Genomic DNA, 26,964 nt, shown 5'->3' on the forward strand with positions numbered 1-26,964 from the left:
TCCTGACTGCTCTGATCAAAAACGATCGCCCTCTAGTGGCTTGTATCCTTCCCGATAGCGCGGAGAACCACGCCAACCGGACCGCCTTGCCACCAGTGGCGGTGTCCACGTTCGCGTTCCGACTGCCCGAGGCCTTGCGACATGCGGTCGAGCACGATTGCGATGATGACGATGCCCAGGCCGCCGACGATGGCTTTGCCGGCGTCGAGCCGGCCCATGGCGCGCAGCACTTCGTTACCGAAGCCCTTGACGGCGATCATCGAGGCGATCACCACCATAGAGAGGGACATCATGATGGTCTGGTTCAATCCGGCCATAATGGTCGGTGTCGCCAGCGGCAGTTCAACCTTCACCAGGATCTGTCCGGGCGTTGCGCCGAAGGCGCGCGCAGCCTCGACCACGCTGGGGTTCACCTGCCGGATTCCAAGCGCCGTCAATCTGACGATCGGCGGTAATGCGAAGATGATCGTGACCAGCACACCCGAGACGTTGCCAATGCCGACCAGAAGCACCACCGGCACCAGATAGACGAATGCGGGGATGGTTTGCATGGTGTCGAGCACCGGGCGCATGGAGGTCTGAAAGATGTTGTTCTTGCCGGCCAGAATGCCGAGCGGCACGCCGATGATGGTGCAGAGAATGACCGAGGTGACCACGATGGAGAGGGTCGTCATTGCCAGACCCCAGGCGCGCGGATCCAACAATCCCATGCAGATCAGGCAGGCAAGCACGATGATCGCGACGCGCCGGCCGGCCATCTGCCAGGCCAAAAGTCCGACGATGACCAGCATGATCACGGGCGGCACGGCCTGCAGCCCGTCTTCGATGTGGTTGATCATCCAGTTGAGCTGGTTCTTGATCGGCTGAATGTTCTCGCGGTTGGAGATCGCCCATTCCTTGATCCCGTCGGCCCAGCCGGCGATCGGGATGTTCAAACTCTGGAAGGGGTCGAGAAAATCGAACTCTGTGCTCTTTTTAGCCACGGCTCAACTCCCGCTCATCTTCCGAGGCTTGCTGTGTTTGCTGCCTCTGTAAAACATCATCGTCTTCATGCATGCGGCCCTGGATTCCTCGAAGGAGGGCCCGTTTTGTGACGACACCGACATTTTTGCCGTCGGAGCGCACGACAATGGGCTGGTCGCTGTCGATCGAGGCGTCCACAAGGCTGTCCAGGCTGTCGTGCAGGTCGGCGACTGGGCAGTTGGACTGATTGACCGGCCCCATGCGTCCTTCGTAGGCGTCAATCGGCTCCATGACTTTCTGAGCCGTAACCAGATTGAGCTTGGAAATTCCGGCAACGAAGTCGGAGACATACTCGTCTGCCGGTTCCGTCACGATCTCCTCGGGCGTTCCGATCTGCACCAGAGCGCCGTCCTTCATGATCGCAATGCGATCGCCGATCCGGATGGCTTCATCCAGGTCGTGGGTGATGAAGAGGGTGGTCTTGCGCATCTCTGCGGCCAGCTGCATGAACTGATCCTGCAGCTGACGCCGGATCAGCGGATCGAGCGCCGAAAAGGGTTCGTCCATCAGCAGAATGTGAGGATCGGCAGCGATGGCACGTGCCAGGCCCACACGCTGCTGCATGCCGCCCGAGAGTTCGTCAGGATAGCGATCGTTCCAGCCGTCCAGTTCCACCGATTCCAGCGCCCGATCGGCAATCGCGAAGCGCTCGTCCTTGGAGATGCCGCGGACTTCCAGGGCGAAAGCGACATTGTCGCGCACGTTGCGGTGCGGCAGCAGCGCCATGTTCTGGAATACCATGCCGATTTTGGTCGCCCGCAGCTCACGCAGGGCGGCCGCGCCGAGGCCGTTGATGTCGTTTCCCTCGATGAACATTTCGCCGGACGTCGGCTCGATCAGCCGGTTCACGTGCCGGATCAGCGTCGACTTACCCGAACCAGACAGTCCCATGATGCAGAATATTTCGCCCTCGGCGACGCTGAAGCTGGCGTCCTGGACCCCGACAACGCAGTCAAACTGATCGCGTATCTCGGTTTTCGAGAGGCCGTGCGTCTTGACGGCCTGCATGGCCTCGTCCGCACGGCTTCCGAAAATCTTCCATAGATTCCGGCACTCTATCACTGCGTCGCCTGCCCTGTCGGAGGCATTAATCATTGTTGCCTCAGTTCTTTTTGTTTATTGTATAACTATTGTGTACAATATGACACAACAGACGACAACGAGTTTTTTTAAGAAACGCCCCGATCGTTGCCGCCGGGAACAGTCTAGAAGGTGAGTCCCGCTCTAACTTATTGAATTAAGCTGATTCATGTTTCATTTTGATTCAAAGTGGTGCGACGGGACCCGAAACGACGGTGCGGATCCAGGCGGGAGCCTGGGTGGTTTGACCGGCTTGAAGACAGGTAAGATGAGCAAAAAAGAAAAACTCTATAACGACTTGAAGCACCGTATCCTGACGCTGGATCTGGAGCCGGGAGCGAACCTCGATGAAACGAGGCTGGGGGAGGAGTACGCGCTTTCGCGCACGCCGGTCCGTGACATTCTGCGCCAACTTGCCGGCGAGGGTTATCTGATCATCGAAGAAAACCGGGGGGCGTTCGTCGCTCCCATGTCTCATAAAACCCTGCGTGATTTCTTTCTGACCGCACCACCGGTTTATGCTTCGATCGCGGCGCTCGCGGTCGACAATTGGAAGCCTGCGCAGCTTGCCGCGCTCAAAGAGGCCCAGGAGGGATTCCGAAAGGGAATCGAGGCTTCGGACGTGGATCAGATGGCGTTTTACAACAACCGCTTTCATCTGATCATGGGCGAGATGGCGGACAACCAGTACCTCTGGCCGAGCCTGCAACGCCTGTTGATCGACCATGCGCGGATTGGCCAGACCTTCTACAGTCCCCGCAATGAATCCCTGAGCGAGCGGCTGAGCGAAGCCTGCGACCACCACGATCTCTTCATTGCCGCGATTGAAAACCGAGATCGGGAGACCGCGAGACGGCTTGCATTCGACCATTGGGAGCTGTCCCGTGACAGCATCGAAATGTTCGTCCGTCCCGACCCGCTGGATATGGACATCACTCAGTTGAAAGCGGTTTGAAGCTCAGTAACCCCGGGCCGGATCGACCAGATTGAAAAGGGCCTCGCCCTTGCGCCAACGCGTTAGGTTGTCGGCGAACATCCGGACCGAAGCCAGTTCCCATCCTTTGAACACGCTGGAACAGTGGGGCGAGATCAGGACGTTGTTCAGTTGCCAAAGCGGGTTCTCCGCAGGCAAGGGCTCGGTTTCAAAAACATCCAGGGCGGCACCGGCGAGGCGCTGCGATTGCAGCGCGTCCAGTAGCGCCGAATGGCAAACGATCCCGCCTCTGGAAATGTCGACCAGGACGGCACCGGGTTTCATGACCTTAAAGGCCGCCGCGTTAACCAGCCCGCGCGTGGCCTCAAGCAGGGGAGCGCAGATGACGATGAAGTCCGCGTCAGCCCACAGATTTTTCAGTTCGCCGGTTGCGTAGACCTGATCGACATTTGCTGTCGCCCGTGGGTGGGCACGCACACCCGTTACCCTCAAGCCGAAGGCTTTGGCGCGTTTGGCGATGGCTTCGCCGCTGTGTCCCAGTCCGACGATAAGAAGATTTTTGCCCTCGATCGGGGTCATCATCCGCCCCGCCCAGATACGGTTTTCGCGGTCGCGCTCCAGCCCCGGCACGTCGAGCGTGAAGTGGAGAATGGAGCCCATGACATACTCGGCCATCATTCCGGCGGCGACCCCGGCCGCGTTGGTGACCGTGGTTTTTCTGCTGTCCCACTGGCCGAGATGATCGACACCGGAGCCGCCGACGGAAATCCATTTTGGACCCGAAAGTCCCAACAGTTCACGCGTCGGAAAGTTCGGTGTACCGGCAAAGCGGACGGTGAATACGACATCCGGCCGGAAACTTTCCAGCACCGCGCCCAGGCCGTCGTAACTGTCGCACGGCATCACTGAAACATCGGGATGATGTCGCCGGAGTTCGTCGATCAGGGGCGCCGGCTCGGCATCGTGAACGACAACTTTAACATCTTGGTCGGGCTCGCTCATGTCAGGCCTCTGGCTGGCGGATAAACCAGATCGCTTAGGTGAGAGAAGGCAATGCCCTCTTTGAGTAGGCATTCAGCGGCGGACTCGATCTGCCGTGACCGTTCCGGCTCGAGAGCCTGGGCGGTCATGCTGTGGAACTTCTCGAGGACTTCGTCCCTGGTCATAGGGGATTCCAAACCGCCCCGCGCATGAATGTCTCCGGACGCCAGACGGCGGCCGTCCGACAGCGTGACGGTTACGTCTGACCAACGGCTTGCGGGAAATCTTATGTTGTGGCGCTCGTCTTCGATCACTGTGATGCGCCCGACCAGTTCGGCGACGGACTGATCGGTGAGCGCTGCACCGGCCACGTGCTCGGGCGCAATCCGGCCATGGCGAAGCATGAGCGCGACCGCGAAGGCCAGGCTGTACTGCGCATGGGACGTGGTTTCCGGCATGCCGGGAAAGAGGCGGGAGGCTTCGTGAAAGGTTCTAACCTCAACTGCGGCAACGTCGTTGTCGGTGAAATCATGTTCCAGCATCAAGGCACGTGCCGAATCGATCGCGGCATGAGCCCAACGGCAGATCGGATAGGGTTTGATATAGTTCGCCTCAATGGTCCAGACCTGCGCAAGATCCTGCCAGATATCCCGTAGGTCTTCCGCCTCGACGGTGAGCGCCGGTGCGCCGCGAAAACCGCGTGATGCCAAGAGTGCTGCGCTGACACCGGTCAGAGCACCGACACCGGAGCCATCATGCAGCATGGTCGGATTGTCGATTTCACGCATCATCTGACTGCGCGGCCCGTGATACTCGGCGATGCCAAAAGCCTGACGCAGTGTGTTGTTGTCACTTCCCATCAATCTGCAGCCGAGGGCCGCTACACCGAGTGCATTCCAGGCACCGGAAGTGTGATAATCGGAGACGCTTTGGTGCAGGGCGATGCCCGTTCTGGCGGCGATTTCGTAGGAAATCACGAGCGCGGAAAGCGCGTCCCGGCCACTGAGGCCGCGATTGGTTTCGGCAAAGGCAAAGAGGGCGGGAACGACGGCACAGCCAATGTGACCCTTGGTCGGGTTGTAGCCGTCGTGGGCATCGAGATTGTCGATCTGTGTGGCGGCGGCATAAGCGGCTCCGGCGAGACTGGCGCGTCGTCCATCGAACAGCAGCCGCGCACTCGTGCTGTCATTGCTCGCTCCGTAAAAATCCAACGCAAAGTCACGGGCGATGCGACCGGCTTCCAGCGAGACGGCGCCTGCGGCCACGCCAATCGTATCGAGCAGGAGAGAGGCCCCCATCTGCAGGGCCGTGTCAGGTATTTCTTCGGAGGCATGAAGTGCAAAGGCAGCGATCCGGGCGAAACTGTCCGGGTCTGAGAGTCTCGTGCTTTCCGTCATGGTTCGCCGTCGCCGATCTCTTCGCGCCGTCGCGCCATATAGGCGTCCAGTTCTTCGCGAATGGCGGGATCCATCGCAGGTTGCTCATACTCCTGTAAAGCCTGCTTCCAGATGTCAGTGGCGCGTTCCTCTGCCGTCTGGCTGCCGGCCTGCTCCCAGTTCTCGTAGTTCTGCCAATTGGAGACCAAGGGTTGGTAGAAGGCGTCTTCGTAACGCTCCATGGTGTGCTCGGTGCCGAAGAAATGGCCGCCCGTGGGTACCGACTTGATGGCGTCGAATCCCAGTTCGGCCTCGTCGACCTTGATGGGCTCCAAAAACTCCACCATGTTTTGGAGCATCTCCACGTCGAGAACGAACTTTTCGTAGGAAGCCGTCAGCCCGCCTTCCAGCCAGCCGGCGGCGTGATAAAGCAGATTGCCGTGCCCCAGCACACAGCCCCACAGCGCCATTTCGGTTTCATAGGTTGCCTGGGAGTCAGCGGCGTTGGAGGCATTCGTCGGCGAGCATCGGTAGGGCAGGTTGTACTTACGCGCCAATTGGCCGCTCGCAATGTTGGCTTTGGTGTTTTCCGGCGTTCCGAAGGCCGGCGCCCCCGAGCGCATATCCACGTTGGATGTATAGGCGCCGTACATGACTGGCGCGCCCGGATTGACCAACTGTGTCAGCGCGATCCCGAAGAGAGCCTCGGCATTCTGCTGCGCCAGTCCGGCGGCGATCGTCACCGGCGTCATGGCGCCCATCAGGGTAAAGGGTGTGACGGCCACCGGCTGACCGTATTCGGCCATGGTCATCAGGCCCTCGGCCATTGCATCGTCGAACTTGCGCGGGCTGTTGACCGAGATGATGGTCATGACGCCCGGATCCTTGCGGATCTCGTCCAGGGTCAAACCGCGCGAAATCGCCATCATCGCGATCCCGTCGAGTGCCCGGTTGCGCCCGATCGCCGAAACCAGATAGCAAAGATCGGCGTAGGTGATGTTGGCGTCGTAGGCGTCCAGATGGCGGGAGTTCGCCGGGAGTTCGATCGGCGCGACGACCTGATTGCCGATCAGGTGGACGACGTTGAAGTGATGCGCCAAGCGGATGAAATTGCAGTAGTCGTCGTAGTTGCCCGATCGCCGGCCCCGCTCGCGGTCGTGGACGTTCGGCGGTCCCGCGACCATCGAAAAGTTGAGATGGTTGCCGCCGAGTAGAATCTGGCGTTCTGGATTTCTAGGTGTTAGCGCAAATTTTGCGGGAGCACTGCTGATTGCGGTCATGACCAATTCGGGATCAAGCCTGACCGTGTTGGTGGCGCGATCGATCTCGCCGCCGGCCTTTTCGAAAACATCGAGCGCGTGGTCGCTGACCACTTCGATCCCAAGCTCCTGAAGGATGCGCAGTGAGCTGAGATGGATGGTCTCCAACTGGTCTGCGGACAGGATCTCCATGGGCGGGTAGGGGTTGATCACCTGGCGCCAAGGCAACTGAGTGAGGTTTTTAGCTGCGCTTCTGCGTTCGCGGCGTGACGAGCCCCTTCGCGGAGCTGATGATTGATTCACTATGACGTTCCTCTCTGTGTCAGGCCGGCTTGCAATAAGATTCTAGTCCTGCCTCGATGCAATGACTTGGTTCTGCTCGACTCTCATTGTTCGTTCGTTGCCAAAAGAGGCGACCTAGGGATTTTTGTTGCGACTCTATGTCAAGCAACTGCAGGGCTTCGAAGAACATCGCCTGATTGGAGGTGATGACCGGTTTGCCGAGCGCCGCTTCCAGAGGTTCGATAATCTCGACACTGCGCATATCGGTACAAGAGAGCACGATGGCTTCGGCATCATTCGAGTCTGCGCGTTTGCCCAGCGCGAAAACCTCGTCCGGCGTCAGTTCGCCTTGACCGTAGTTGCCGAGTGCGACACCGACGTCAGCCTGCGAGACGCATTCAAACCCGGCGTCGGTAAGGAAGGAGACGGCGAGAGAGTTGATGTCGTCGACATAGGGCGAGGCAAATCCGACCCGTGTCACGCCAAGTGCCTTCAGCGCGTGAACGAGCGCGCCGGCGGCCGTCACCGTATGAGCGCCCGTGCGACCCTTGATCTGCTGCGCCAAGTCGCGGTCAAAAGCTGTGCCGTGTGTCAGAGTGGCCGAAGTACAGCCGTAGAGGATGACTTCGGGCCGGACGCCTGCGATGAGCCGCAGAGGTTCTTCCAGCGAGGCGGCGCCCAGGCCTGCCATCTGTTCGGCATCGGGAATCTCGTCGAGATCGTATCCGCCGAGCCGGGCGAAATGGATGGAAACACCCTCGGGCCTCAGCAACGCACTATCCGCTTCCAGGTTGATATTGGAAAAGGGCACCAGAACGCCGATCCGGGCGCGGCCACGCGAAGAGGTCATCATTGCAGCTTCTCCTTTGTATGCCAGAGGGTCAGTTGATTTGCTGCCAATTCCATGTCGGCTTCGCTGCCGATGGTGGCACGCAGGCAGTTGGCCAGTCCGTAACCGGCCATACTCCGCATCAAAATGCCTTCTGATCGCAGGAAGTGGTCTGCGCGCAGAGCCGCACTGGAATCAGCAAAGGCGATGAGCAAGAAGTTTGTGAAGCTCGCTGGGACCGTGAGGTCCAGCGCCCTCATGTGCGCTGCAAAGCTGTCGCGCTGCGCGGCTGTCTTGCTGCAGACGGCGCGCATGTAATCCTGATCTTGCAGGGCGGCGGTCGCAGCCGCCTGGCTGGCGACGCTGATATTGTTGGGGTTCAACACTTTACGGACCTCGGCGGCGACAGCCGGCGGGAAGAGGCCCCAGCCGACCCGCGATCCCGCGAGGCCATAGGCCTTCGAGAGCGTTCGGAGGACCACTGTGTTGCCGGCCCCGACCAGATCGAAAGTCGCTTCGCCGGGCCGGTCGGCGAACTCGCCGTAGGCTTCGTCGATGACCAATAAAATCTTGTCAGGAAGCCCGCCGCGCAGACGCAAGATTTCACTGCGGGCAACACGCGTGCCGGTCGGGTTGCCGGGGTTGGCGACAAAGACGATCCGGGTCTCAGGTCTGACAACTGACAGCAGGGCGTCGACCGACAGGGTGAAATCCGACTCCGCCGCGGCATCGTAGGCAGCTCCGACCGCCAGAGCCGCTGTGCGGAAGAAGGCATAGCCGTATTCACTCGAAAGAACGCGATTGTCCGGCCCGCAATAGCAACGGACAAGGCAGCCAATCAGTTCCATCGACCCGGCACCGCAGAGGATTTGCTGGGGTGGAAGCGCATGTACCTGTGCAATGGCCTGGCATAATTCGGTCCAGTCTGGATCGGGATAGAGCCGCGAAGATGCCAGGGTGTCCTGCGCCGCTGCGATGGCTCGGGGGCTCGGCGGCACTGCGCTTTCATTCTGTGCCAGGGAAATTAAGGTTTTGCCGCCGGGCGCGGTGAGATCGGCAAGAGCATAAGATGCCATGGCGGCGATGTGGTCGTTAGGCTTGATCATCACTTGCCTCCACCTCCTCGAGACCATAATCGAGCAGCGCACTTTTGGGCGAGATCAGGCCATCGGCCAGGTCTCTGCGCAGCAACTCGCCCGGCCGGGAGCGAGGGTCTCCAAAGCCGCCGCCGCCCGGCGTTTCAAAAACCAGCGTCTCGCCCGCTTCGACTCTCACTTCCCCCTTGCCGGGCAAGTTTGGGCCATCACCGATCCTGATAGAGCCGGGTGCACCTGCACCGCCGCCGCCGCGGCCCTGTGCCGGAAACTTAATTCGATCGACGGAGAGGAACACCAGGAAGGGTTTGTCGTTGGCGGCGCGCAGTTCGATGCGCTGTCCAAGTCCGCCGCGCCATTTGCCTGGCCCGCCGCTGTCGCGCCGCAGTTCGCGCCTGGTGATGAGAACCGGCGCCACGGATTCGGTAATCTCGACCTGACTGCCCCAGACCCCGCTTGGAAAGGCGGTGGCCGACAGGCCGTCTTTGCTTGGCCGCGCGCCGGTACCTCCATTGTGGGCCAGTTCGACGGCAAAGACCCTGCCGCCGGCGCGGGCCACTTCCGGCGCACTGCGCAAGGGAAGATCATACATGCACGATGCTCCTTCGGACGGTATCCGGTCCGGGAGAGCCTGGTGCAGGCAGCCGAACACGAGATCGGGCGTTAACTGACCGATCGTGTGACGCATGGCGACCGCGGCGGGGGGCTGGGCGTTAAGGATGCAACCTGCCGGTGCCGTCACCTTGAAGGGTTCCAATGAACCGGCGTTGTTCGGGATATCCGGGCCGATGATACAGCGCAGCGCAAAGACGGAGTACGCGGTGGCGTAGTTCAAGGGCACGTTGATGCCCTTCGAGGAGCAGCCGGAGGTGCCGGTGAAGTCAAGAGCAATGCCGTCTTCGGCAACCGTCAGGCTGGCGCTCAGTTCGATCTCGGTTTCGTAACCGTCGATCCGCAGGCTATTGCGGTAGGTGCCCGCCGGAACTTCGGCAATGGCGGCCAGCGTACCGCGTCTCGAAGTTTCGATGATGTGTTCGGACAGGGGGTCGAGATGATCAAGCCCGAACTCCTGCATCATTCCGCTCAGGCGCTGGGCGCCGATTTCACAGCAGGCGATAAGGGCATAGATGTCGCCTTCGTTGGCGATGGGTTCCCGGGAATTGGCCTTGATGATGTCGAGCAGCAACGCGTTGACCTCACCTTCATCAACCAGTTTGCAGGGTGGGATCAGCAGGCCTTCGTCGTAGATGTCAGACCCTTCCGGTCCCATCCCGAGGCCGCCGAGGTCCACCAGATGCGAGGTGCAGGATGTGAAGCCGATGACGCGGCCGTCGCGGAACGCCGGCATGACCAGCAGGAAATCGTTCAGATGTCCCGATGCGATCCAGGGGTCGTTCGTCATATAGATGTCGCCGGGTTTCATCTCCTGCAGAGGGAAGCGCCCGCGCAGGTCCTTGACTGCTTCGGCCATGGTGTTGATGTGGCCGGGTGTCCCGGTGACGGCCTGGGCGAGCATGCGGCCCTGGAAATCGAAAATTCCGGCTGAGACGTCTCCGCACTCGCGCACGATGGGGGAAAAAGCGGCACGGATCAGGGCCTGAGCCTGTTCCTCCACGACTGCGAGGAGCCGGTTCCACATAACCTGATATTGCGATGCGGTGAAGCGGGTCATATCAGGACTCCTTCGGCGTCCATTGCGGTCAGCCGCAGATTTCCGGCGCCGTCGACTTCGGCGCTAAATCCGGAACTGACCAGGGTCGTGGTCTGTGGTTCGACGATCAGCGCCGGGCTCGGGATGCGGTCGCCGGGCTTGAGTTGCGCACGGTGAAACAGGCCGGCGGTCAGGGTTTCGCCGCTGATCTCGCAGCGGATGGCACGGGTCTGATTCGGGGCCGGATACTGCGCATCGTCAGCCGCAGCCACGGCCTGCGGCTGCCGGTCCGCGGTGGAGACCCGTATCGCCCAATTCAGTATCTCGATCTCCATGCCCGGCACGGCGCGGGAAAACTGGCGCTGGTATTCGCTTTCGAATGCCGTTCTCAGCGCGGGAACGTCCTCCGCCATGACCTCGCGGTCCGGCATCGCGATTTCGATTTCATGGCCTTGGCCGTGATAGCGCATGAAGGCTGTGCGCGTGCATAGCAATTCGTCGTCCGGCGCCGCAATGCGGACCACGTCCTCCGCTTCCATGATCATGGCATCGAACAGGCGGTTCAGGTCGGCGATATCGAGCCTGTCGAGCAGGGCGTAGCGGCTGCGCACGATTTCGAAGGCGACCGGGGCGAAGAGAAAACCCACCGCCGAGCCGACGCCGGGATCGCGCGGTATCAGAATGTCGCTCACCCCGGCGCGGCGCGCGACCCGGGTCGCGTGGAGCGGACCGTTGCCGCCGAACGCGATCATGGTACGTGCGCTGAGGTCTTTGCCGGACTCGACCGCATGCATGCGTCCGGCGCTGGCCATGCTTTCATCGACGATCTGGCTGACGCCGATGGCGGCGCCCGCGGCATCCGTCTCAAGCGGGTTGCCGACCTCGATCTGCAGCGCCGCCTGGGCGGCCGGTACGTCGATGTTCAAGCGCCCCTCGGCAAAGGCATCGGGATCGATGAAGCCCAGAACAACGTCGGCGTCCGTCACCGTTGCTGATGTGCCGCCCTTGCCGAAGGCGGCCGGTCCCGGTTCGCTGCCCGCACTTTGCGGTCCGACAGAGAGCCGGCCCAGGCGGTCGACCGAGGCCATGGAGCCGCCGCCAGCGCCGATTTCAATCATCTCGACCACCGGAATGCGCGCCGGCATGCCGCTGCCCTTGATAAAGCGCGCCGCTCGGGAGATCTCGAACTGCCGTGAGGTCTGGGGTCTGTAGTCGTCGATCAGGCAGAGTTTGGCTGTCGTGCCGCCCATATCGAAGGAAAGCACGCTATCGGCACCGCAGCTCGCCGCGACCTGCGCGGCCAGGATCGCACCGCCGGCCGGTCCCGATTCCACCAGTCGGATCGGCAGGCGTGACGCGGTCTCAATGGTGGTCATGCCACCGCCGGCAGTCATCATCAAGATCGGGCAGGAGAGACCTTTGGCGGCAAAGGTTTCGGCAAAATCCGTGAGATAAGCCGACATAAGGGGCTGTACGTAGGCGTTTGCGATGGTCGTACAAAGCCGTTCGAACTCACGGGCTTCGGGACTGACATCGCTGGAAAGCGAGAGGGTAAGTGCGGGCCGGCGCGCCTGCAGCAAGTCCCGCAGACGCTGTTCGTGAGCGGGGTTTGCATAAGCATGCAGCAGGCAGATCGCAACCGCCTCGGCACCACTGGTATCCAGCTCGTCGATCAGTCCATCGATGGCCGCTTCGTCCAGAGGTGTGATGACCGCGCCGTCCGCCGACATGCGCTCCGGTACTGTAAAGCAGCGGGCGCGCGGCACCAGAAAATCGGGTTTTTCGAGATTGATTTCGTACTGGCTGTAACGCCGTTCATAGGCGATCTCGAGTATATCGCGGAAACCCGCCGTGGTGATCCCGGCGACCTTTGCACCGCGCCGCTCGATCAGCGCATTGGTTGCCAGGGTCGTTCCGTGGATAAAGCCACCGATATCACCCATCGCGATTCCGGCTTCGGCGATCACCTGCTCAACACCGCCGACGGCCCCGATCGTCGGATTGCTTGATGTGGTCGGGGTTTTGGTGGTGGCGAGGATCCTGTCGCCGGCACCGGCAAGTACAACGTCTGTGAAGGTTCCGCCGATATCAACGGCGATCCGCAAGCGGGTGGGAGATTCCATGTGAATTAGACACTAGATTGAATGACTGAACAGCAGAGCACGGTAAGGTGTTGCGGCGCTCGTTCAGGAGACCGTCACCGGAGGGCGGTAAGCCCAACCCGCAAGTTCAAACGACCAGATCGCAGCCTGTCGCGCGTCGGTCGTTGCATCCAATGTGTGCCAAGTCGGTCATGGTCTTTAGAGTTGATCGAAGTTGGTCCTGGCGTCAATAGGCAATCTGAGGCCCGGGAATCGACGACGAGATCTCACACCCGCGCCCGCTCGAACGCTTCCCAGGCGGCCTTGAATTTCTCGAAGTTGAAGCCGGGTTCGCGGGCAGGGCCCAGGACCAGGGCTTCGGAGGACTGCATCTTGTGAATGGCGTCGGCGAGCCGGGGCAGGACCTCTTCAGGGACGACGACGGCGCCATGCCGGTCGGCGTGGACGAACTCGCCCGGCGCAACCTGAAGGCCGAAAAGCGCGACCGGCTGATCGAAGTCGACGATGTGAACGAAACCATGGCTCGGGCCGATGGAGCCGGCCAGAACCTGAAACGCCGGCGCCAGATCACCCAGGTCGCGCATCACGCCGTTGGTGAAGGCACCGGACAATCCAAACCCTTTGTGCACCTGGGTGTTGATCTCGCCCCAATAGGCACCGATGCAATCCGGATGGTCGAGGTCCTCGATCACGGCGACCGCCGGCCGCGGTCCCTCGGCCATGTAGCGGTAATAGTTCATACGCCGCTCCCGCACAGCCTCGGGGGCGTCATCGGGAGGCGCCAAGGCGCGGATACGGGCCGTGCGGGCGAAGCCGCAGATCGCGGGCAGGGCGGGATCTGCGGCGAGCAGCGTGCCGCGGGTGAAACGGTCAAAGCCGCGCTTGCCTTCGGCGACCTCGATCGCGTTACAGACCGTGGGCGTATCGACCTGTTGCAGAAGCTCGATCAATGTCTCCGAAATATCCGACATCCTTTTGTTTTCCTTATTTATATGCTCGTTAAAAATTCATCCATCAAGCGCGTGACGGAGTCGGCTTGTTCGAGCGTTGAGATGTGACCGGCGCCATGAACGACATGGAGCGTGGCTGCCTTCAGCAGGCCGGCCATGGCCTGGTGACGGGCGGGTGGACAAAGCGCGTCTTCCGCACCGCAGAGAAGCAGAACCGGCTGCGGCCAACGGGATAAGACATCGCTGTAATCCCGGCGCGTCATCAGCGCTCGGGACTGTGCGATGAAAACCTCTTCACCGAGATCCATCGCCATCTCGACCAGCTGATCGAGCAACCCGTGATCGCCTCGGTTACCTTCGGCGAGGTAGTGCGGTTTCATCTCCTTGACGATGATCTGTCTGAGGTGTCCGGCCCGCACGTCGGCGATCTGGCGTTCGCGAATGGTGCGGCGTTCGGCGGTGTCAGCGAGATGATTGCTGTCCAGGATGATCACCCGTTCGATCCGCGCGGGGGCCTGGGACATCATCTCCATGGCGGCGATCCCGCCCATCGAGAGACCCGCGAGCGAGAAGCGCTCGAACCGAATCCGCTTCAACGCCGCTTCGACAAGAGCCTCCATTGTGTCGCCGTCCGCGAGGCTGGCGACGTGCAGGTCGAACCGCTGTTCGAAGTGAGCTATCTGTGGTTCGAACAAACGTGCGTCGCACATCATGCCGGGCAGGAGGACGAGGCCGGGTTTCATGACGGGCGTTTCATGAATTGTTTATCATGATGAGGGCTCGGTTCAGCTCACTGCCCTGCGATGGCGGCTCCGTCGGATAGCGCTTTGAGCTTGGCATAGGCGATTTCGGGATCGACGGCGCCGAAGCCGGCGAAGGTTCCGAAGCCGCAGTCGGAGCCGGCAATTACGCGATCCGGTCCGACGATGTTTGTGAAGCGCTGAATACGCTGAGCGACCAGTTCCGGATGCTCCACGAAGTTGGTGGTGGTGTCGACCACGCCCGGCACAAGGACTTTGTCGTCGGGGATTTCAGATTTGCGGTCCCGGAAAACGGTCCATTCGTGGGCGTGGCGCGGGTTCGAGGTCTCGAAGAGAACATAGCGCGCGCGCGTCTTCATCAGCACAGGAAAGACTTTCGCCATATCGATATCGCAGACATGGGGACCTTCGTAGTTGCCCCAGCAGATATGGATCCGAACACGCTCCTGTGGCACGTCGCGCAGGGCGTGATTGAGAGCCTCGACGTGGCTCTCGGCGATTTTGACGAAGTCTTCATCGGAGAGATCGGCGAAGAGCATGTGGCGGGACAGCGCCAGGTCCGGACAATCCAGTTGCAAGTCCAGTCCGGATGCCACGATGGTTTCGTATTCCATCTTCATGGCCTCGGCGAGAGCAGCCAGATAGTCTTCGCGCGACGCATAGTGCTGGTTCTGCAGAAACAGCGAGATCACGCCGGGAGAGGCGGCGTTCATAAATCCGCGCGCCGCACCGTGCTTGACCATAGCGGCCTTGAGATTGGCGATATCTTTGTTGAGTTCGTCCTGCCCCTTAGACGTGACGTCACCGGTGCACATGGGGCGGGCATATTGCGGTGTGCCGCCTGCTTTGGCGAGCCGCTCCAGAAAGGTTGGGTAGAGCTTCAGGTCGGCCGGCGCGTTGCGCGGACTGTCGCCCGAAAAGCCGCTGTAGCGATCCTTGACGTAGGTCGCGTAGGAGATCTTGGAGGTTTCCCCATCCGAGACAATGTCGACACCGGCCTCCACCTGCCTGCGGACCGTTTCGTCAGCGGCTGCGGTCATGGCCGAGTCGAAGGCCGACTGATCGAATTCCTCGCCGCGTTCACGCGCAAAGATGAAGTCGACGACGTCTTGCGTCCGGGGGAGTGAACCCACATGGGTAGTCGTTATTTTGGTCATGTAAAAGCTCTCTCGAAGATCACATCAGGGCGTGGGTGGGGCCGGCGGGATCGTCTGTGTTTACGACGCGGTAGAGACTGGCTTCGCCGGTCATGGATGGAACCAGGCTTCTGTCGAATCCTGGCGGCAATGAGCAGGTGTCGCCCGGTGCGAGCACGGTTTCGCGGCCGTTCCAGGTCAGCCGCCAGTGACCGCGCATGACCATCAGGACTTCGTGCCGGTTACTGCTGTAGGGCGTTTCCGGGATCGAGCCGCGGGTCAGCAGCTCGACCTCGAAACCGGGGCGGTCAGCGATGATCCCCTCTGCTCCGATGACCTTGACTGGGGCGCCGGACGCCATTGCCATCAGGTTCCAGTAGCGCTGTACGAAGTTCGGTACGACCTTGCTGGCGGGAACCTCCGGGAAAGCCTGCAGCTCTTCGTCGGTGAGAAGCGGCATGGGCTTTACGTTGTCGGGCGGGCCTTCGCCTTTTTTGCTGTCGTAGAGGATCCCGTTCTCACCCAGGATCAGGCCGTGGTCTTTGGCTTCTTCAATCACTTGCGGCGCCCAGATCACGCCGCCGCCGGAATCGTCGCCGCCCAGGATTGACATAATCATACCGTAGTCGGTGCCGACGTTTTCGAAACCGCGGAAGACACCTGTCGGGATGTTGAAGATATCGCCTTCTTCCAGCACCACTTCGCCCGCCGTGCCCCAGCGGCCCCAAAAAAAGCGCCAACGCCCTTTGAGCACGAAGAAGACCTCGGCAGTGCGATGGGTGTGCAGGGAGTTCTTGCACTTGGGCGGTTGCCCGGCGGCGCCGATGTTAAAGCCGGGGGTATCCTTGATGTGCACGTGCTGGTCGGGACTCTCCGAGACACCGCCGCCGATGATGGTGAAGTTTTCCTTCTGATCCGAGCCGGGCGTGTGCGCGTCGATGAACGCCGTCCTGCAGGGTTTCAGATCGCCGTAGCGAACGATGTGCCGTTCCATATCTTGCGGTGTCATACCTGATTACCCGGTGTGTAGGAGGATCTGCTTCCAGATCGAAATTTCATCAAAGAGCGTGAACTCGCGGCGCAGGCCCCAGGGCCCGAATTCGGCGTGACTGAAGCCCATCACATGCACCTGCGCGCCGCTCGGGGCACCGAAGAGGCCAAAGCCGTCGTGTTTGCCGGTCAGGGACCAGCGGATTGCGGCTCGCGGCGGCATCATAGGATCCTCGCGCCCGATCTGATGATGGATTTCAAAGTCGGCGGAGGGGAAGGACGAACGCAGGCTCATCCAGAACTTCTCGGCAGCGTCCCAGGAATGTCCGCCATGGCCGCCCGGATGTTCGATCCGGCAAGCGCGGTCGTAATGCGACCGGATGACCGCGACGTCGGCCTTGCTGATACGTGTCAGGATTTCCGCAAGGCGCAGACCGTATTCGTTGTCATTGCCACGCCCGTGGTAGCCGCCGTCAATGTCCTGGTCCGGCATGAAGGGCCTCACGCAGTTTTCGGGACCGCCCTCGCGCGCGATCAGGTCGCCGGCGAAGTTCATCGGCTCCATTCCGAGTTGACGCACAATCGCACCAGAATCCCGGATCAGCCATTCGTCGTAGATCGTATTGTTCCGCGCGGCACAATCCGCGATGGCGCGGGCCGTGAAGCGCTTACCCGTGGCCGGTCCGAAGTAACCATCGCCCAAATGTGTGCCCGTCGAGAGGATCCGATGCGATGAAAGAAAACCCTCGTCCTCATTCCCTGACCAGATCACATCCTCGCCCAGAAGCTGGCGGTCGGGAAATTCGGCCAGCGTCGCCAGCGTACCTTCGATGACAGCTTCATTGCCCTGCACGAGACCCGAAGGAAAACGCATGGGAATGTCTTTGGCGTAGTAGTGGTGGAGGGATGCGATACCGCGCTCTTCCCAGATCTCCCGGGTGATCCCGATGATGTAGTCGGGAAAATCCTTCCATTTGGGATCGAAGCCCTTGAGTGACATTGACGCCGCTCCCTTAACCTGCGGTCCAGCCGCCGTCGATCAGCAGCGAACTGCCGGTGACCATGGCCGAGGCATCGCTGGCCAGATAGACGACCGCGCCCATGACGTCTTCAACCTCGCCGACGCGCCCCAGCTTGATCTTGGACTCGATCCAGGCGACCCGCTCCGGGTCGGCAAAGGTGGCTTCGGTGAAGGGCGTGCGGATGAAAGTCGGACAGATGCTGTTAATGCGGATCTTCTTAGGACCCCATTCGATCGCCATGGCCTTCACCATGCCTTCGATGGCGTGCTTGGAGGCACAGTAGACCGAGCGGTCGATGCCGCCGACGTGACCCATCTGCGAGGAGATCTGGATGATTGAGCCGGGTTTGTTTTCGCGCTGCATACCGCGCGCTGCCTCGACCGAGAGGAAATAGGCGCCCCGCAGATTGACGTCCATCACCGCATCATAGTCCTCCGGCGCAGTCTCGAGCGCCGGTGCGTGCCGGGCGATCCCTGCGGAATTTACGACTATGTCGAATGCGGCCTGCGTCTTCAGCGCGTTTGTCATGCCCGCAAGGTCGGCGACATCCATTACCAGCGCCTCGGCGCTCCAATCTTCTGCGTGCAGCTGCTTCACCGTCTCGTTCAGAGCTGTTTTACCACGGGCAGCGCAGACCACATGGGCACCGGCTTCCGCGAGCGCCACCGCGCAACCCAAACCGATGCCCCGCGAAGCGCCTGTTACCAGCGCCCGCTTGCCATCCAGCCGGAAGGAGGGAGTGCGGGGAAGGTGCACTACTCCGCCACCTCCCGTGGCTCCGCTGCTGCACCGTAAGGGATGTTGCGGCCGCCGTAACGCCGCACCCGCACGTTGGCCTGCTCGGCATGACCGACGAAGCCCTCCAGCATGCAGAGTCGCGAGCAGTATTCGCCGACCATGGCGGAGGCCTGATCGGTGAGGATCTTCTGGTAGCTGTGGGTCTTGATGAACTTACCGACCCAGAGGCCGCCGGTGTAGCGGCCCGCCTTCTTCGTCGGCAGGGTGTGGTTGGTGCCGATCACCTTGTCGCCATAGGAAACGTTGGTGCGGGGGCCGAGGAAGAGCGCGCCGTAGTCGGTCATGTTCTCCAGGAACCAGTCGTCCCGGTCGGTCATGACCTGGACATGCTCGGACGCGATGAATTCTGATTGTTCCAGCATCTCTTCGTAGGTCTCGCAGAGGATCACTTCGCCGTAGTCTTCCCAGGCTTTGGCCGCAATATCGGCGGTCGGCAGGATGGAAAGCAGGCGCTCTACCTCCGCAATGGTTTCGCGCGCCAGTTTTTCGGAGTTGGTCAGCAGCACGGCGGGGGAGGTCGGGCCGTGTTCGGCCTGTCCCAGCAGGTCGGTGGCACAGATCTCGGCATCCACGGTCTCGTCGGCGATCACCATGGTTTCGGTCGGACCGGCGAAGAGATCGATCCCGACCTTGCCGAAGAGCTGGCGTTTGGCTTCCGCCACGAAGGCATTACCGGGTCCTACCAGCATGGCGACCGGTTCGATGGACTCTGTGCCGATTGCCATCGCGCCGACCGCCTGTACGCCGCCGAGGCAGTAGATCTCGTCGGCGCCACCCATATGCATGGCCGTGACGATGGCCGGGTGAGGGGCACCCTCATGTGGCGGGGCGGAGGCGATGATGCGCTTTACGCCCGCCACCTTCGCCGTCACCACACTCATGTGGGCAGAGGCGACCATGGGGTACTTGCCGCCCGGTACGTAGCAGCCGACCGAATTCACCGGGATGTTCTTATGGCCAAGGATGACGCCGGGAAGGGTTTCGACCTCGATGTCCTGCAGGGCCGCTTTCTGATGTTCCGCAAAGTTACGCACCTGAGTGTGGGCAAAGCGGATGTCGTCGCGATCGCGTTTCGAGACCTTGGAGAGCGCGTTCTCAATCTCCTGTTCGCTGAGACGGAAGTTTTCCGGACTGTAGCCGTCGAACTTCTCCGACAGCTCCCGGATCGCCGCGTCGCCGCGTCCGCCGATGTCGGCCAGAATGCCTTCCACGATGGCGCGGATCTTTGCGTCATCTTCTGCCCGTTCTTCAAGAGGTTTCGCCGTTTTCAGATGGCGTGCCATGTTAAACCTTTCGTTCCAATCTGGGTGGCGTTTTCCGATGACTCAATTCTGTTCTCTGCTTGCCGGTCAATGCATACGTATTCAGAACCGATGGTGTTTATTGCCATAGAATCTCACGACGCTTTCTAGTTTCGGATTCGCTCTCCCGAGCTTTGATCGAAGAGATAGAGGTGCTTTTGATCGACCGACATTCCGGTCATCTCCTCGATCTCCCGCTTCAGGTAGCGATCGCCCTTGGCGATCACGCGCTGGCGGTTGAACTGACCGGTGATCTGAACACTCTCGCCAGTGTTTTCGAAGGCGTAGACCGGCACGTCGAAATCGCCCGTGCCGGGCTCGACGATGGTCAGGTCTTCCGGACGGACCCCCAGAACCAGACCGCTCCGGTTCGGCGCCTCGACCTTCGTGACGGCGAACCCGCCCTGGGTCACGAAGACACCGTTTTCGATCCGCCCCTCGATCAGGTTCATCGCCGGTGAGCCGATAAAGCCCGCGACGAAGAGGTTGGCCGGATCGTTGTAGATCTCATCGGGTGTGCCGAGTTGCTGGATGCGTCCGTTTTTCATAACGGCGACCCGGTCGGCCAGGGTCATAGCCTCAATCTGGTCGTGGGTCACGTAGACCGTGGTGACCTGCAGCATGTGCGAGAGGTGTTTGAGTTCCGCGCGCATGGAGACCCGCAGTTTGGCGTCCAGGTTCGACAGCGGCTCGTCCATCAGGAAGACCTGGGGATGACGCACAATGGCGCGGGCCAGAGCCACACGCTGCCGCTGTCCGCCGGAGAGTGCTTTGGGTTTACGATGCAGAAATTCGGTCAGTTCTACCTGTTCGGCGGCTTTTTGAACGCGGGGCTCGATCTCCGGCTTGGGGGTGCCGCGGACCTTCAGCGGATAGGCAATGTTGTCGTAGATGGTCATGTGCGGGTAGAGGCCGTAGTTCTGGAACACCATCGCGATGTCCCGGTCCTTGGGCAGGGCATCGTTGACCACGCGATCGCCGATCCGGATCTCGCCTGCCGTGGGATCCTCCAGGCCTGCGATCATGCGCATGGTGGTGGTTTTGCCACAGCCGGACGGGCCGAGCAGCACCAGGAATTCCTTGTCGTGAATTTCCAGGGACTGGTTGTCCACGCCGACGAAATCGCCCCAGCGCTTGGTCAGATTTGTCAGAACGACCTTGGCCATTAGCGTACCGCTCCCATGGTCATGCCTTGTACGAAGTGTTTCTGAATGATGAGGGCGAGCACAAACATGGGCACCATGATGATAATCCCGGCGGCGGCCAGCAGGTTCCAGAGATCGCCTTCCTCGGCCTTGAAAAGCGCCAGTCCGATGGGCAGCGTGACGGCGTCCTTGGAGGTGAGAATGAGCGCGAAGAGAAACTCGTTCCAACCGATTATGAAACAGAAGATTGCGGCCGTGACGATGCCCGGCGCGGCCATGGGCAGAACGATGTTGCGGATGACCTGCATGCGGGTCGAACCGTCCACCAGAGCCGCTTCTTCGGTGTCCATGGGAATGCCGTCGATGAAGCCCTTGATCATCCAGATAGCGAAGGGCATGACGATGGACAGGTTCACCAGGATCAGACCGAGCCGCGTGTCCAGCAGACCGATATCCCGGAACATCACGAAGAAGGGCAGCACGATGACCACCGCCGGCACAAACTGCGTTGCCAGGATCATCACAAGCAAGACCGTTTGTCCCCTCAATGTGAAGCGGGAGAAGGAATAGGCGGCGCAGGTCGCGATCGGGATTGCGAGCACCACGGTGACGAAGGCGACGATGGTGGAGTTGAAGAGCTTCTGTTCAAGATGGTACGGCGCCTGGAACACCGTCTTGAAATTCTCCAGAGTCGGCGCAAAGAAGAGCTTGAGCTGGTAGACGTCCACATGGGTCTTAAAGGCCGCCATGGCGATCCAGACAATCGGCACCAGCATGATGAAAGCCGCGATCAGGATCAAGACGATCTGAAGCGCGTTCCAGCTTTGCTTTTTCTGTTTTCCGGTCAGGGCCATGACGCTGTCACTTCTTCTGAAACACGAACTTGGCGTAGGCGTAGGTGAGGAAGATCATCGGGATCACCATCAGCCAGGCCACGGCGGCGGAGTAACCGATCTGGGAGTACTTCAAGCCGTTGAAGTAGACGTAGTGCGAGAGGGTCTGGGTTGCGGTTCCCGGCCCGCCATTTGTCAGCATATAGACCTGATCGAAGGTCTTGAGCGAGAAGATCGCCTTTAGGATCAGCACCACCGCGAGCACAGGTACGAGCTGGGGCAGGGTGACGTCCTTCAGTACGCGCCAGCCGGAGGCGCCGTCGACCTGGGCGGCTTCGATGGTGTCGCGCGGGATGGAGGCGAGACCGCCGATCAGAACCAGCGTCAGGAAGGGAATCCAGCCCCAGACATCGGCCATGATGCAGACCCAGAAGGCCAGCGTCGGATCGGAGAGCCAGGAGATGGTGGCAAGAGGCGGGAAGACGATGCCGAAAAAAGCATCGAACAGGCCGAACTCCGGATTGAACATGAAGCGGAAGGAAACGCCGATCAGCGCCGGGCTCATGGCGAAGGGAATGATCAGCAGAGACTGAACCGTCACCCGCAACCGGCCGCCGGGTGCGAGCAGAAGTGCCAGGCCCAGGGCGAGCAGGGTGGTCAGCAGGACGGTCCAGAAAGTATAGGTTGCGGTCACCCATACTGAGTTCCAGAAGGCAGGTTCCTCCAGGAAGGCCCAGGTGTAGTTCTCCACTCCCAGAAAACTCTGCGGGAAGGCGGGGCGCGAGAGCCGGCCTTCATAGAAGGAAAGGCGCAGCGACTCGACCAGTGGCCAGATCGCGGTCGCGAAAACCACGATGACCGCCGGCAGCACCAGCAGGTATTTGAGATGTCGATCCCGCATTCAGGACTCCGCCTTGCTAGAGCAGTTTGAGTCAAACAGGGCACAGATTTTTGCCGAGGGCGTAAAGTCCGGGATGAGCGTTAGGCCCATCCCGGTAAGTTGTAGTCTACAGGGAAAACTACTTGATGCGGCCAGCCCGTTTCAGGACTTTGTCCGACTGCTTGGCAGCCGCCATCATCAGTTCGCGGGTATCGCCGCCGGCTGCAGCCTTGGCGATGGCCGCGGAGAGCAGATCACCTACCTCCGGCCATTCCGGAATTTGCGGCATGATGTCGGACTCTTTGAGCGACTCCCATGCGGCGGCCTGGATACCGTCGTTGGCGGCATTGACCTCCGGATCCTGAAGACTCGAGACATGGGTAACGACGTTGTTCACGATGTCCTTGTCGCCGACCTTGCGGACGGTCGCGTTGGCTTTGTCCATTTCCGGATTGGAGAGCCACTTCATGAATTCCCAGGCTGCATCCTGATGCTTCGAATAGTTCGAGATCGAGAAGGGCATGGAGATCGCGTAGGTTTTGGTTTTGCCCAGATAGGACGGCATGCCGGAGAAGGCGACCTGCTCCTTGGTAAGGGTCGAGGACTTGGGATTGGTGAAGCCCGAGTAAGCCCACCACCAGACCGGAATCATGGCTGATTTGCCTTGCATGAAGGACTGGCGTGCATCCTGCTCCACGAAGGAGAGGGAGGAGGGGTTGGTGACCTTGTGCTTGGTGTGCAGGCCGATGTAGTCCTCGGTCGCCTTCAGTCCCGCTTCGCTGGCCCAAGCGGCCTTGAAGCCCTCGTCGAAGACATCCGCGCCGGCGGCCCAGAGGAAATTCAGCCAGATGAAGAGGTTCTGCCGGTTGCCGTCGTTGTTGTAGTAGAGGGCCAGCGGCGCGACATCCGGATGATCGACCTTGAGCTTATTGCCGATCTCGACCAGTTCGTCCCAGGTCTTGGGCGCCTCGGGAATGAGATCCTGGCGGCGGAACATCAGCTGGGCGTGGGCACGCAGCGGGAAGCCGAGTGTCTTGCCCTCGAACTGTGCAGAACGGGCAAAGGCCGCCGGGTAACGCTCCATGGAGATTCCGTCACGCGCCATCATCTCGTCGATCGGCGTCAGCCAATGGGCATTGGGCGGCCCCCAGGAATCGAGATAATTGATCACGTCGAACTGGCCGTTCGCGGCGATGCCTTCGGTAGCGACCTTTTCCTGCAGGGAGCCGAAGGGAATGAAGGTCCATTCCGTTTCGATGCCTGTGAGCTCCTTGAACTCACCGGCCCGCAGCATCAGGCCGTCAAACTGCGGCGTCACGACCGAAAGAATGTTCAGCTTGGTTCCGGCGAAGGGCTTGCCTTCCAGCAGGCCGTACTTGATCTGGCCGGCTGCCTGCGCTGTTCCCGCAAGACTGGCGGGCAAGCCGGCAGCCAGTGCGGCACCAGCCGCCGATACCATCAACTCACGTCTGGTCAGTTTCATCTTTTTTCCTCCCACTCATTATCGGATGGCGGTCCGGGGCAGGATAACCTGAAGCGCAGCCGGCCGCTGTCTCAATTCTTTTATCGTGCATACGCATGCAACCTCATCTAAGTAGAAATCGCAAGCTCTTTTTGCATACGCATGCAAAAATTTTCGCAAGCACAGCCTTGTGTTCAGTGCCATAGATGTCAGCTTTGGCGCCTGGTAGGATTGGCGGAATCTAGGAGTTCTTCGGTTTTCTGGCCGAACTGCGGACGATAAGTTCCGACGGCACGACGGCGGCACGTTTCTTGACCACGCGCTTCTCGATCTGCTCAAGCAGGATCGACACAGTCGCCTCAATCATGTTCTGCGACGACTGCGAGATTGTCGTAAGATCGTAACCCTTCCAGGCCGCTTCGGGGACGTCGTCATACCCTACGACGGAAACATCCTCGGGAATGCGCAAATCCAACTCACCGCGCAGGACGTCCATGACCGAAAAGGCCATGTGGTCATTGGCGACGAAGACCGCGTCTGGCCGGTCTTTCCTGGAAAAGAGTTCGCGGGCGGCCGCTGCGGCGCCTTCGAAGTTGTAGCCGCCGACCGCGCGCGCCCAGACGGTCATGCCGTGTTCCGCCAGCCCCTTGAAAAATCCAGCTTCCCTATCGCGGTTGGTCGAGGAGTCTTCGGCGCCGGCGATGAAGGCAATGCGCTCGTGTCCACCCTCCACCAGGAATCTGGCAAGTAGTCGGCCACCTTCGATATTGTCCGAGGTCACGCTGCTGGCAGGCGAGGAGGGGACGTAGCGGTTGAAGAGCACCACCGGGATGCCGGTCTTCGCGCATTCGCGTGCTAGGGTGGAGGAGAGAGTTGCGGAGGCCATGACCACGCCTTCCACCTGATACTCCAGGATCCGTTGGACGACCCGGTCCTGCTTGCCGGTCTCGGTCATGAAGAGCAGCACCTGATAACCCTGGTCCTGCAGCGCTCGCGAGAGCTTTTCCAGCACGATCGGATAGAACTGATTGTCCAGATAGGCAACCATCATGGCAATCAGGCGCGATCTGCCGCTGATCATGGCGCGTGCCAGGGCGTTGGGGCGATAACCGAGTTCCCTTGCCGCCTTTAGGACCTTCTCTCGGGTTTCGGCGGATACGCTGGCACCGGGTGTGAAGGTACGGCTGACGGCCGACTGTGACACCTTGGCCAGCTTGGCGACATCGCCGGAGGTCGGGGCTGACTTGTTCATGCCTCCTATATCGCTGTTTTCCAACCGCACGTCTACAGGCGGTGCAGTCGGCGTTCCTTCGTTCCGGAACGGCTCCCGTTCCCTGGCCCTGACCCTTTCCGCGAGTGTCTGACCCCAATTTCCGATGCCGGTGTCACAAAATTCTCTCCGCACTATCTGGAGATCAACTTTCATTACCGTCGACCAAACACCAAGGCAGGCAGCTTTCTTTTGGAAGAAAACAATGCATCATAGCCGCCCACAGCTTTCAGGAGAGGCCGGTGCAGATAGACCGGGTCGACCACTTCGTTCTGACGGTCGCTTCAATCGAGGCGACATGCGAGTTTTATGTCAGCGCGCTTGGTATGGAGGTCGTGACCTTCGGCGAAGGCCGTAAGGCGCTGACATTCGGTGCGCAGAAGATCAATCTGCATCAGGCCGGGGCCGAGTTCCTGCCCAAGGCGGACCGCCCAACCCCGGGCAGCGGTGACTTCTGCATGCTTACGGCTGTCCCCCTGGAGGAGGTCATTGCGCACCTGGAAGGGCTTAAGATCGCAATCGAGGAAGGCCCGGTCGCCCGCACCGGCGCAACCGGGCCGATCCGCTCAATCTATCTGCGCGATCCTGACGGCAATCTGCTGGAGATCAGCAACCAGGTTTCTGAGGCGTCATAAACTTCAGGCCCCTCGCTTACTCCACCAGTGCGAGGAAGTTTTTGATCAGTGTCGTAAACTCGCGGGGTTTGCGGTAGGGGCCGTCATGGTTAGCCCCCGATAACGTGATCAGCAACGCGTTTGCCTGGCAGTTGGCGAGGCGTTCCGCCATCATCGAATAGCGTGTGTAGGTGTTCTTTCCCTGGACGATGAGCGTAGGAACCGTCATTGCGCCCAGCTGATCGCACGAGATCGGGCCACCCGGGGCCATGGCGAGAAACGGTGGAATGGTGCGTCCGTTCGCGCGCCAGTAACTCGGCCAGGGCTCGGGTTCAGTGGCTGCGTTGCCCTCGGGCAGCTTGAAGACCGCTTCGATGAATCTGAGTGCCGCGTCCTCGGCCTTACCCGCTTTCATGGCTGTAATCGCGGGGCCAAAATTCTTGAACATCTCGGTGCGGGCTGCCGAGCTTCCGGGCAGGCCTGAAAGCAGAGCCCGCGCGGAGGGTTCGTAGTGAATGATCGAGCGAAACAGATCCGGCCGCCTGAGTGATGCATAAGTGCCGATCCCCCCGCTATAGGACCAGGTGACGAGGTGCACCGGTCCTGCGTCGAGTCCTTCGATAAAGGCAATCAGGTCGTCGATATGGGTTTCGCGCGAAAAGTGCTCCGCCTTGTCAGACCAGGCGGCGGTCCCGAAGTAGCGTTGGGTGTATGCGATGAAACGCCGTTCGCTGGCGATCTCCGGCCGATAGGGATCCCAGGCACGCATGTCGGAAATCGCGCCATGGACAAAAACGACCGGAGTGCCGGTTCCTTCTTCGACATAGGTCAACTTTGTGCCGTTCAGGGCCATCAGTTTTTCTTGCGGCGTTGCCAATACCAAGGGTGCAGTCGCAAGGCTGCCAAGAGCCACTGCGGCGGCAAGCAAGATCTGTCGATAGGTCATTTGGACTCCTCCCGTGATTTATTCGGTCGATCTGCGCCAAGAAGGCACGCAGCGACCTGGGGAGTGTTTCGCATCAAGCGTCACGACAGCGTCATTTGAAGCGTCAGGCTCGCGATTCGGAGGTGTTTTTCTGACGGTTTCAGTTCAGTTCGAGACGAATGCTGATTTCAGCGAGAAAGAACGTGAATCGACACAATCATCGCGGTCATGTATGCTTGCAAACAAGTTGTTCCTGTGAAAGGACG

General features: G+C 60.6%; 24 protein-coding genes. 2 read left to right on the plus strand and 22 right to left on the minus strand.

Annotated features, from left to right (window positions below; translation table 11 throughout):
• Nucleotides 1–32 precede the first annotated feature (32 nt).
• Both QMZ18_RS22050 and QMZ18_RS22055 read right to left on the minus strand, forming a co-directional pair.
• Nucleotides 33–983 carry a proline/glycine betaine ABC transporter permease gene (locus tag QMZ18_RS22050; RefSeq protein ID WP_282608520.1) on the minus strand — a complete coding sequence of 317 codons (951 nt, stop codon included), beginning with the start codon at nucleotides 981–983 and terminating at the stop codon, nucleotides 33–35.
• On the minus strand, nucleotides 976–2,118 hold the full coding sequence (locus tag QMZ18_RS22055; protein ID WP_282608521.1) for a glycine betaine/L-proline ABC transporter ATP-binding protein: 1,143 nt from the start codon (nucleotides 2,116–2,118) through the stop codon (nucleotides 976–978). The genes QMZ18_RS22050 and QMZ18_RS22055 overlap by 8 nt, the downstream gene beginning before the upstream one ends.
• A 253-nt stretch (nucleotides 2,119–2,371) precedes the next feature.
• Here QMZ18_RS22055 and QMZ18_RS22060 point away from each other — a divergent pair, with 253 nt between their 5' ends.
• Entirely contained in the window at nucleotides 2,372–3,058 is a 687-nt protein-coding gene (locus tag QMZ18_RS22060) for a GntR family transcriptional regulator (RefSeq protein ID WP_282608522.1), read from the plus strand.
• A gap of 3 nt (nucleotides 3,059–3,061) precedes the next feature.
• Here the strand turns inward: QMZ18_RS22060 and QMZ18_RS22065 are convergent, their stop codons facing one another.
• From QMZ18_RS22065 to QMZ18_RS22155, 19 genes are all read right to left on the minus strand, one after another.
• The gene (locus QMZ18_RS22065) at nucleotides 3,062–4,039 is read right to left on the minus strand and encodes a D-2-hydroxyacid dehydrogenase (RefSeq protein WP_282608523.1); all 978 of its coding nucleotides are present in this window, start codon (nucleotides 4,037–4,039) and stop codon (nucleotides 3,062–3,064) included.
• A complete protein-coding gene (locus QMZ18_RS22070; RefSeq protein WP_282608524.1) occupies nucleotides 4,036–5,415 on the minus strand; it encodes an MmgE/PrpD family protein in 1,380 nt (459 codons plus the stop codon). Before QMZ18_RS22070 ends, QMZ18_RS22065 begins: the two co-directional genes overlap by 4 nt.
• The gene (locus QMZ18_RS22075) at nucleotides 5,412–6,956 is read right to left on the minus strand and encodes a trimethylamine methyltransferase family protein (RefSeq protein ID WP_282608525.1); all 1,545 of its coding nucleotides are present in this window, start codon (nucleotides 6,954–6,956) and stop codon (nucleotides 5,412–5,414) included. Before QMZ18_RS22075 ends, QMZ18_RS22070 begins: the two co-directional genes overlap by 4 nt.
• A gap of 19 nt (nucleotides 6,957–6,975) precedes the next feature.
• Nucleotides 6,976–7,788: a hypothetical protein gene (locus QMZ18_RS22080; RefSeq protein ID WP_282608526.1), complete on the minus strand. Its 813-nt coding sequence runs from the start codon at nucleotides 7,786–7,788 to the stop codon at nucleotides 6,976–6,978.
• Entirely contained in the window at nucleotides 7,785–8,870 is a 1,086-nt protein-coding gene (locus tag QMZ18_RS22085) for a histidinol-phosphate transaminase (RefSeq protein ID WP_282608527.1), read from the minus strand. The genes QMZ18_RS22080 and QMZ18_RS22085 overlap by 4 nt, the downstream gene beginning before the upstream one ends.
• Nucleotides 8,857–10,530: a hydantoinase B/oxoprolinase family protein gene (locus QMZ18_RS22090; RefSeq protein WP_282608528.1), complete on the minus strand. Its 1,674-nt coding sequence runs from the start codon at nucleotides 10,528–10,530 to the stop codon at nucleotides 8,857–8,859. Before QMZ18_RS22090 ends, QMZ18_RS22085 begins: the two co-directional genes overlap by 14 nt.
• Nucleotides 10,527–12,632, minus strand: coding sequence for a hydantoinase/oxoprolinase family protein (locus QMZ18_RS22095; protein WP_282608529.1), 2,106 nt, complete (start codon nucleotides 12,630–12,632; stop codon nucleotides 10,527–10,529). The genes QMZ18_RS22090 and QMZ18_RS22095 overlap by 4 nt, the downstream gene beginning before the upstream one ends.
• 245 nt (nucleotides 12,633–12,877) lie before the next feature.
• Nucleotides 12,878–13,582, minus strand: coding sequence for an RraA family protein (locus tag QMZ18_RS22100; protein WP_282608530.1), 705 nt, complete (start codon nucleotides 13,580–13,582; stop codon nucleotides 12,878–12,880).
• 17 nt (nucleotides 13,583–13,599) lie between these two features.
• Complete coding sequence (locus QMZ18_RS22105; protein ID WP_282608531.1) at nucleotides 13,600–14,304, minus strand: alpha/beta fold hydrolase; 705 nt, start codon at nucleotides 14,302–14,304, stop codon at nucleotides 13,600–13,602.
• A gap of 47 nt (nucleotides 14,305–14,351) precedes the next feature.
• Nucleotides 14,352–15,479, minus strand: coding sequence for a cobalamin-independent methionine synthase II family protein (locus QMZ18_RS22110; protein ID WP_282608532.1), 1,128 nt, complete (start codon nucleotides 15,477–15,479; stop codon nucleotides 14,352–14,354).
• A 19-nt stretch (nucleotides 15,480–15,498) separates the two neighbouring features.
• Nucleotides 15,499–16,467: a cupin domain-containing protein gene (locus QMZ18_RS22115; RefSeq protein ID WP_282608533.1), complete on the minus strand. Its 969-nt coding sequence runs from the start codon at nucleotides 16,465–16,467 to the stop codon at nucleotides 15,499–15,501.
• A 6-nt stretch (nucleotides 16,468–16,473) separates the two neighbouring features.
• A complete protein-coding gene (locus tag QMZ18_RS22120) occupies nucleotides 16,474–17,448 on the minus strand; it encodes a nuclear transport factor 2 family protein (RefSeq protein ID WP_282608534.1) in 975 nt (324 codons plus the stop codon).
• 13 nt (nucleotides 17,449–17,461) lie between these two features.
• The gene (locus tag QMZ18_RS22125; RefSeq protein ID WP_282608535.1) at nucleotides 17,462–18,226 is read right to left on the minus strand and encodes an SDR family NAD(P)-dependent oxidoreductase; all 765 of its coding nucleotides are present in this window, start codon (nucleotides 18,224–18,226) and stop codon (nucleotides 17,462–17,464) included.
• Nucleotides 18,226–19,551, minus strand: a complete 1,326-nt coding sequence (gene hisD / locus QMZ18_RS22130) for a histidinol dehydrogenase (protein WP_282608536.1) — start codon at nucleotides 19,549–19,551, stop codon at nucleotides 18,226–18,228. Before hisD ends, QMZ18_RS22125 begins: the two co-directional genes overlap by 1 nt.
• A 125-nt stretch (nucleotides 19,552–19,676) precedes the next feature.
• Nucleotides 19,677–20,735 (minus strand): ABC transporter ATP-binding protein, encoded by a 1,059-nt coding sequence (locus QMZ18_RS22135; protein WP_282608537.1) that lies wholly within the window; start codon nucleotides 20,733–20,735, stop codon nucleotides 19,677–19,679.
• On the minus strand, nucleotides 20,735–21,568 hold the full coding sequence (locus QMZ18_RS22140; RefSeq protein WP_282608538.1) for a carbohydrate ABC transporter permease: 834 nt from the start codon (nucleotides 21,566–21,568) through the stop codon (nucleotides 20,735–20,737). Before QMZ18_RS22140 ends, QMZ18_RS22135 begins: the two co-directional genes overlap by 1 nt.
• A 7-nt stretch (nucleotides 21,569–21,575) precedes the next feature.
• Nucleotides 21,576–22,448, minus strand: a complete 873-nt coding sequence (locus QMZ18_RS22145) for a carbohydrate ABC transporter permease (protein WP_282608539.1) — start codon at nucleotides 22,446–22,448, stop codon at nucleotides 21,576–21,578.
• Between the two features lie 118 nt (nucleotides 22,449–22,566).
• Nucleotides 22,567–23,910: a sugar ABC transporter substrate-binding protein gene (locus QMZ18_RS22150; protein ID WP_282608540.1), complete on the minus strand. Its 1,344-nt coding sequence runs from the start codon at nucleotides 23,908–23,910 to the stop codon at nucleotides 22,567–22,569.
• Between the two features lie 220 nt (nucleotides 23,911–24,130).
• Entirely contained in the window at nucleotides 24,131–25,141 is a 1,011-nt protein-coding gene (locus QMZ18_RS22155) for a LacI family DNA-binding transcriptional regulator (RefSeq protein ID WP_282608541.1), read from the minus strand.
• Between the two features lie 260 nt (nucleotides 25,142–25,401).
• Between QMZ18_RS22155 and QMZ18_RS22160 the strand changes: the two genes are divergently transcribed.
• Complete coding sequence (locus QMZ18_RS22160; RefSeq protein ID WP_282608542.1) at nucleotides 25,402–25,794, plus strand: VOC family protein; 393 nt, start codon at nucleotides 25,402–25,404, stop codon at nucleotides 25,792–25,794.
• A gap of 16 nt (nucleotides 25,795–25,810) precedes the next feature.
• Here QMZ18_RS22160 and QMZ18_RS22165 read toward each other — a convergent pair whose 3' ends face one another.
• Nucleotides 25,811–26,719: an alpha/beta fold hydrolase gene (locus tag QMZ18_RS22165; RefSeq protein ID WP_282608543.1), complete on the minus strand. Its 909-nt coding sequence runs from the start codon at nucleotides 26,717–26,719 to the stop codon at nucleotides 25,811–25,813.
• Between the last annotated feature and the right edge of the window lie 245 nt (nucleotides 26,720–26,964).

The sequence above is a fragment of the Pelagibius sp. Alg239-R121 genome (assembly GCF_947331435.1).
GTDB lineage: Bacteria > Pseudomonadota > Alphaproteobacteria > Kiloniellales > Kiloniellaceae > Denitrobaculum.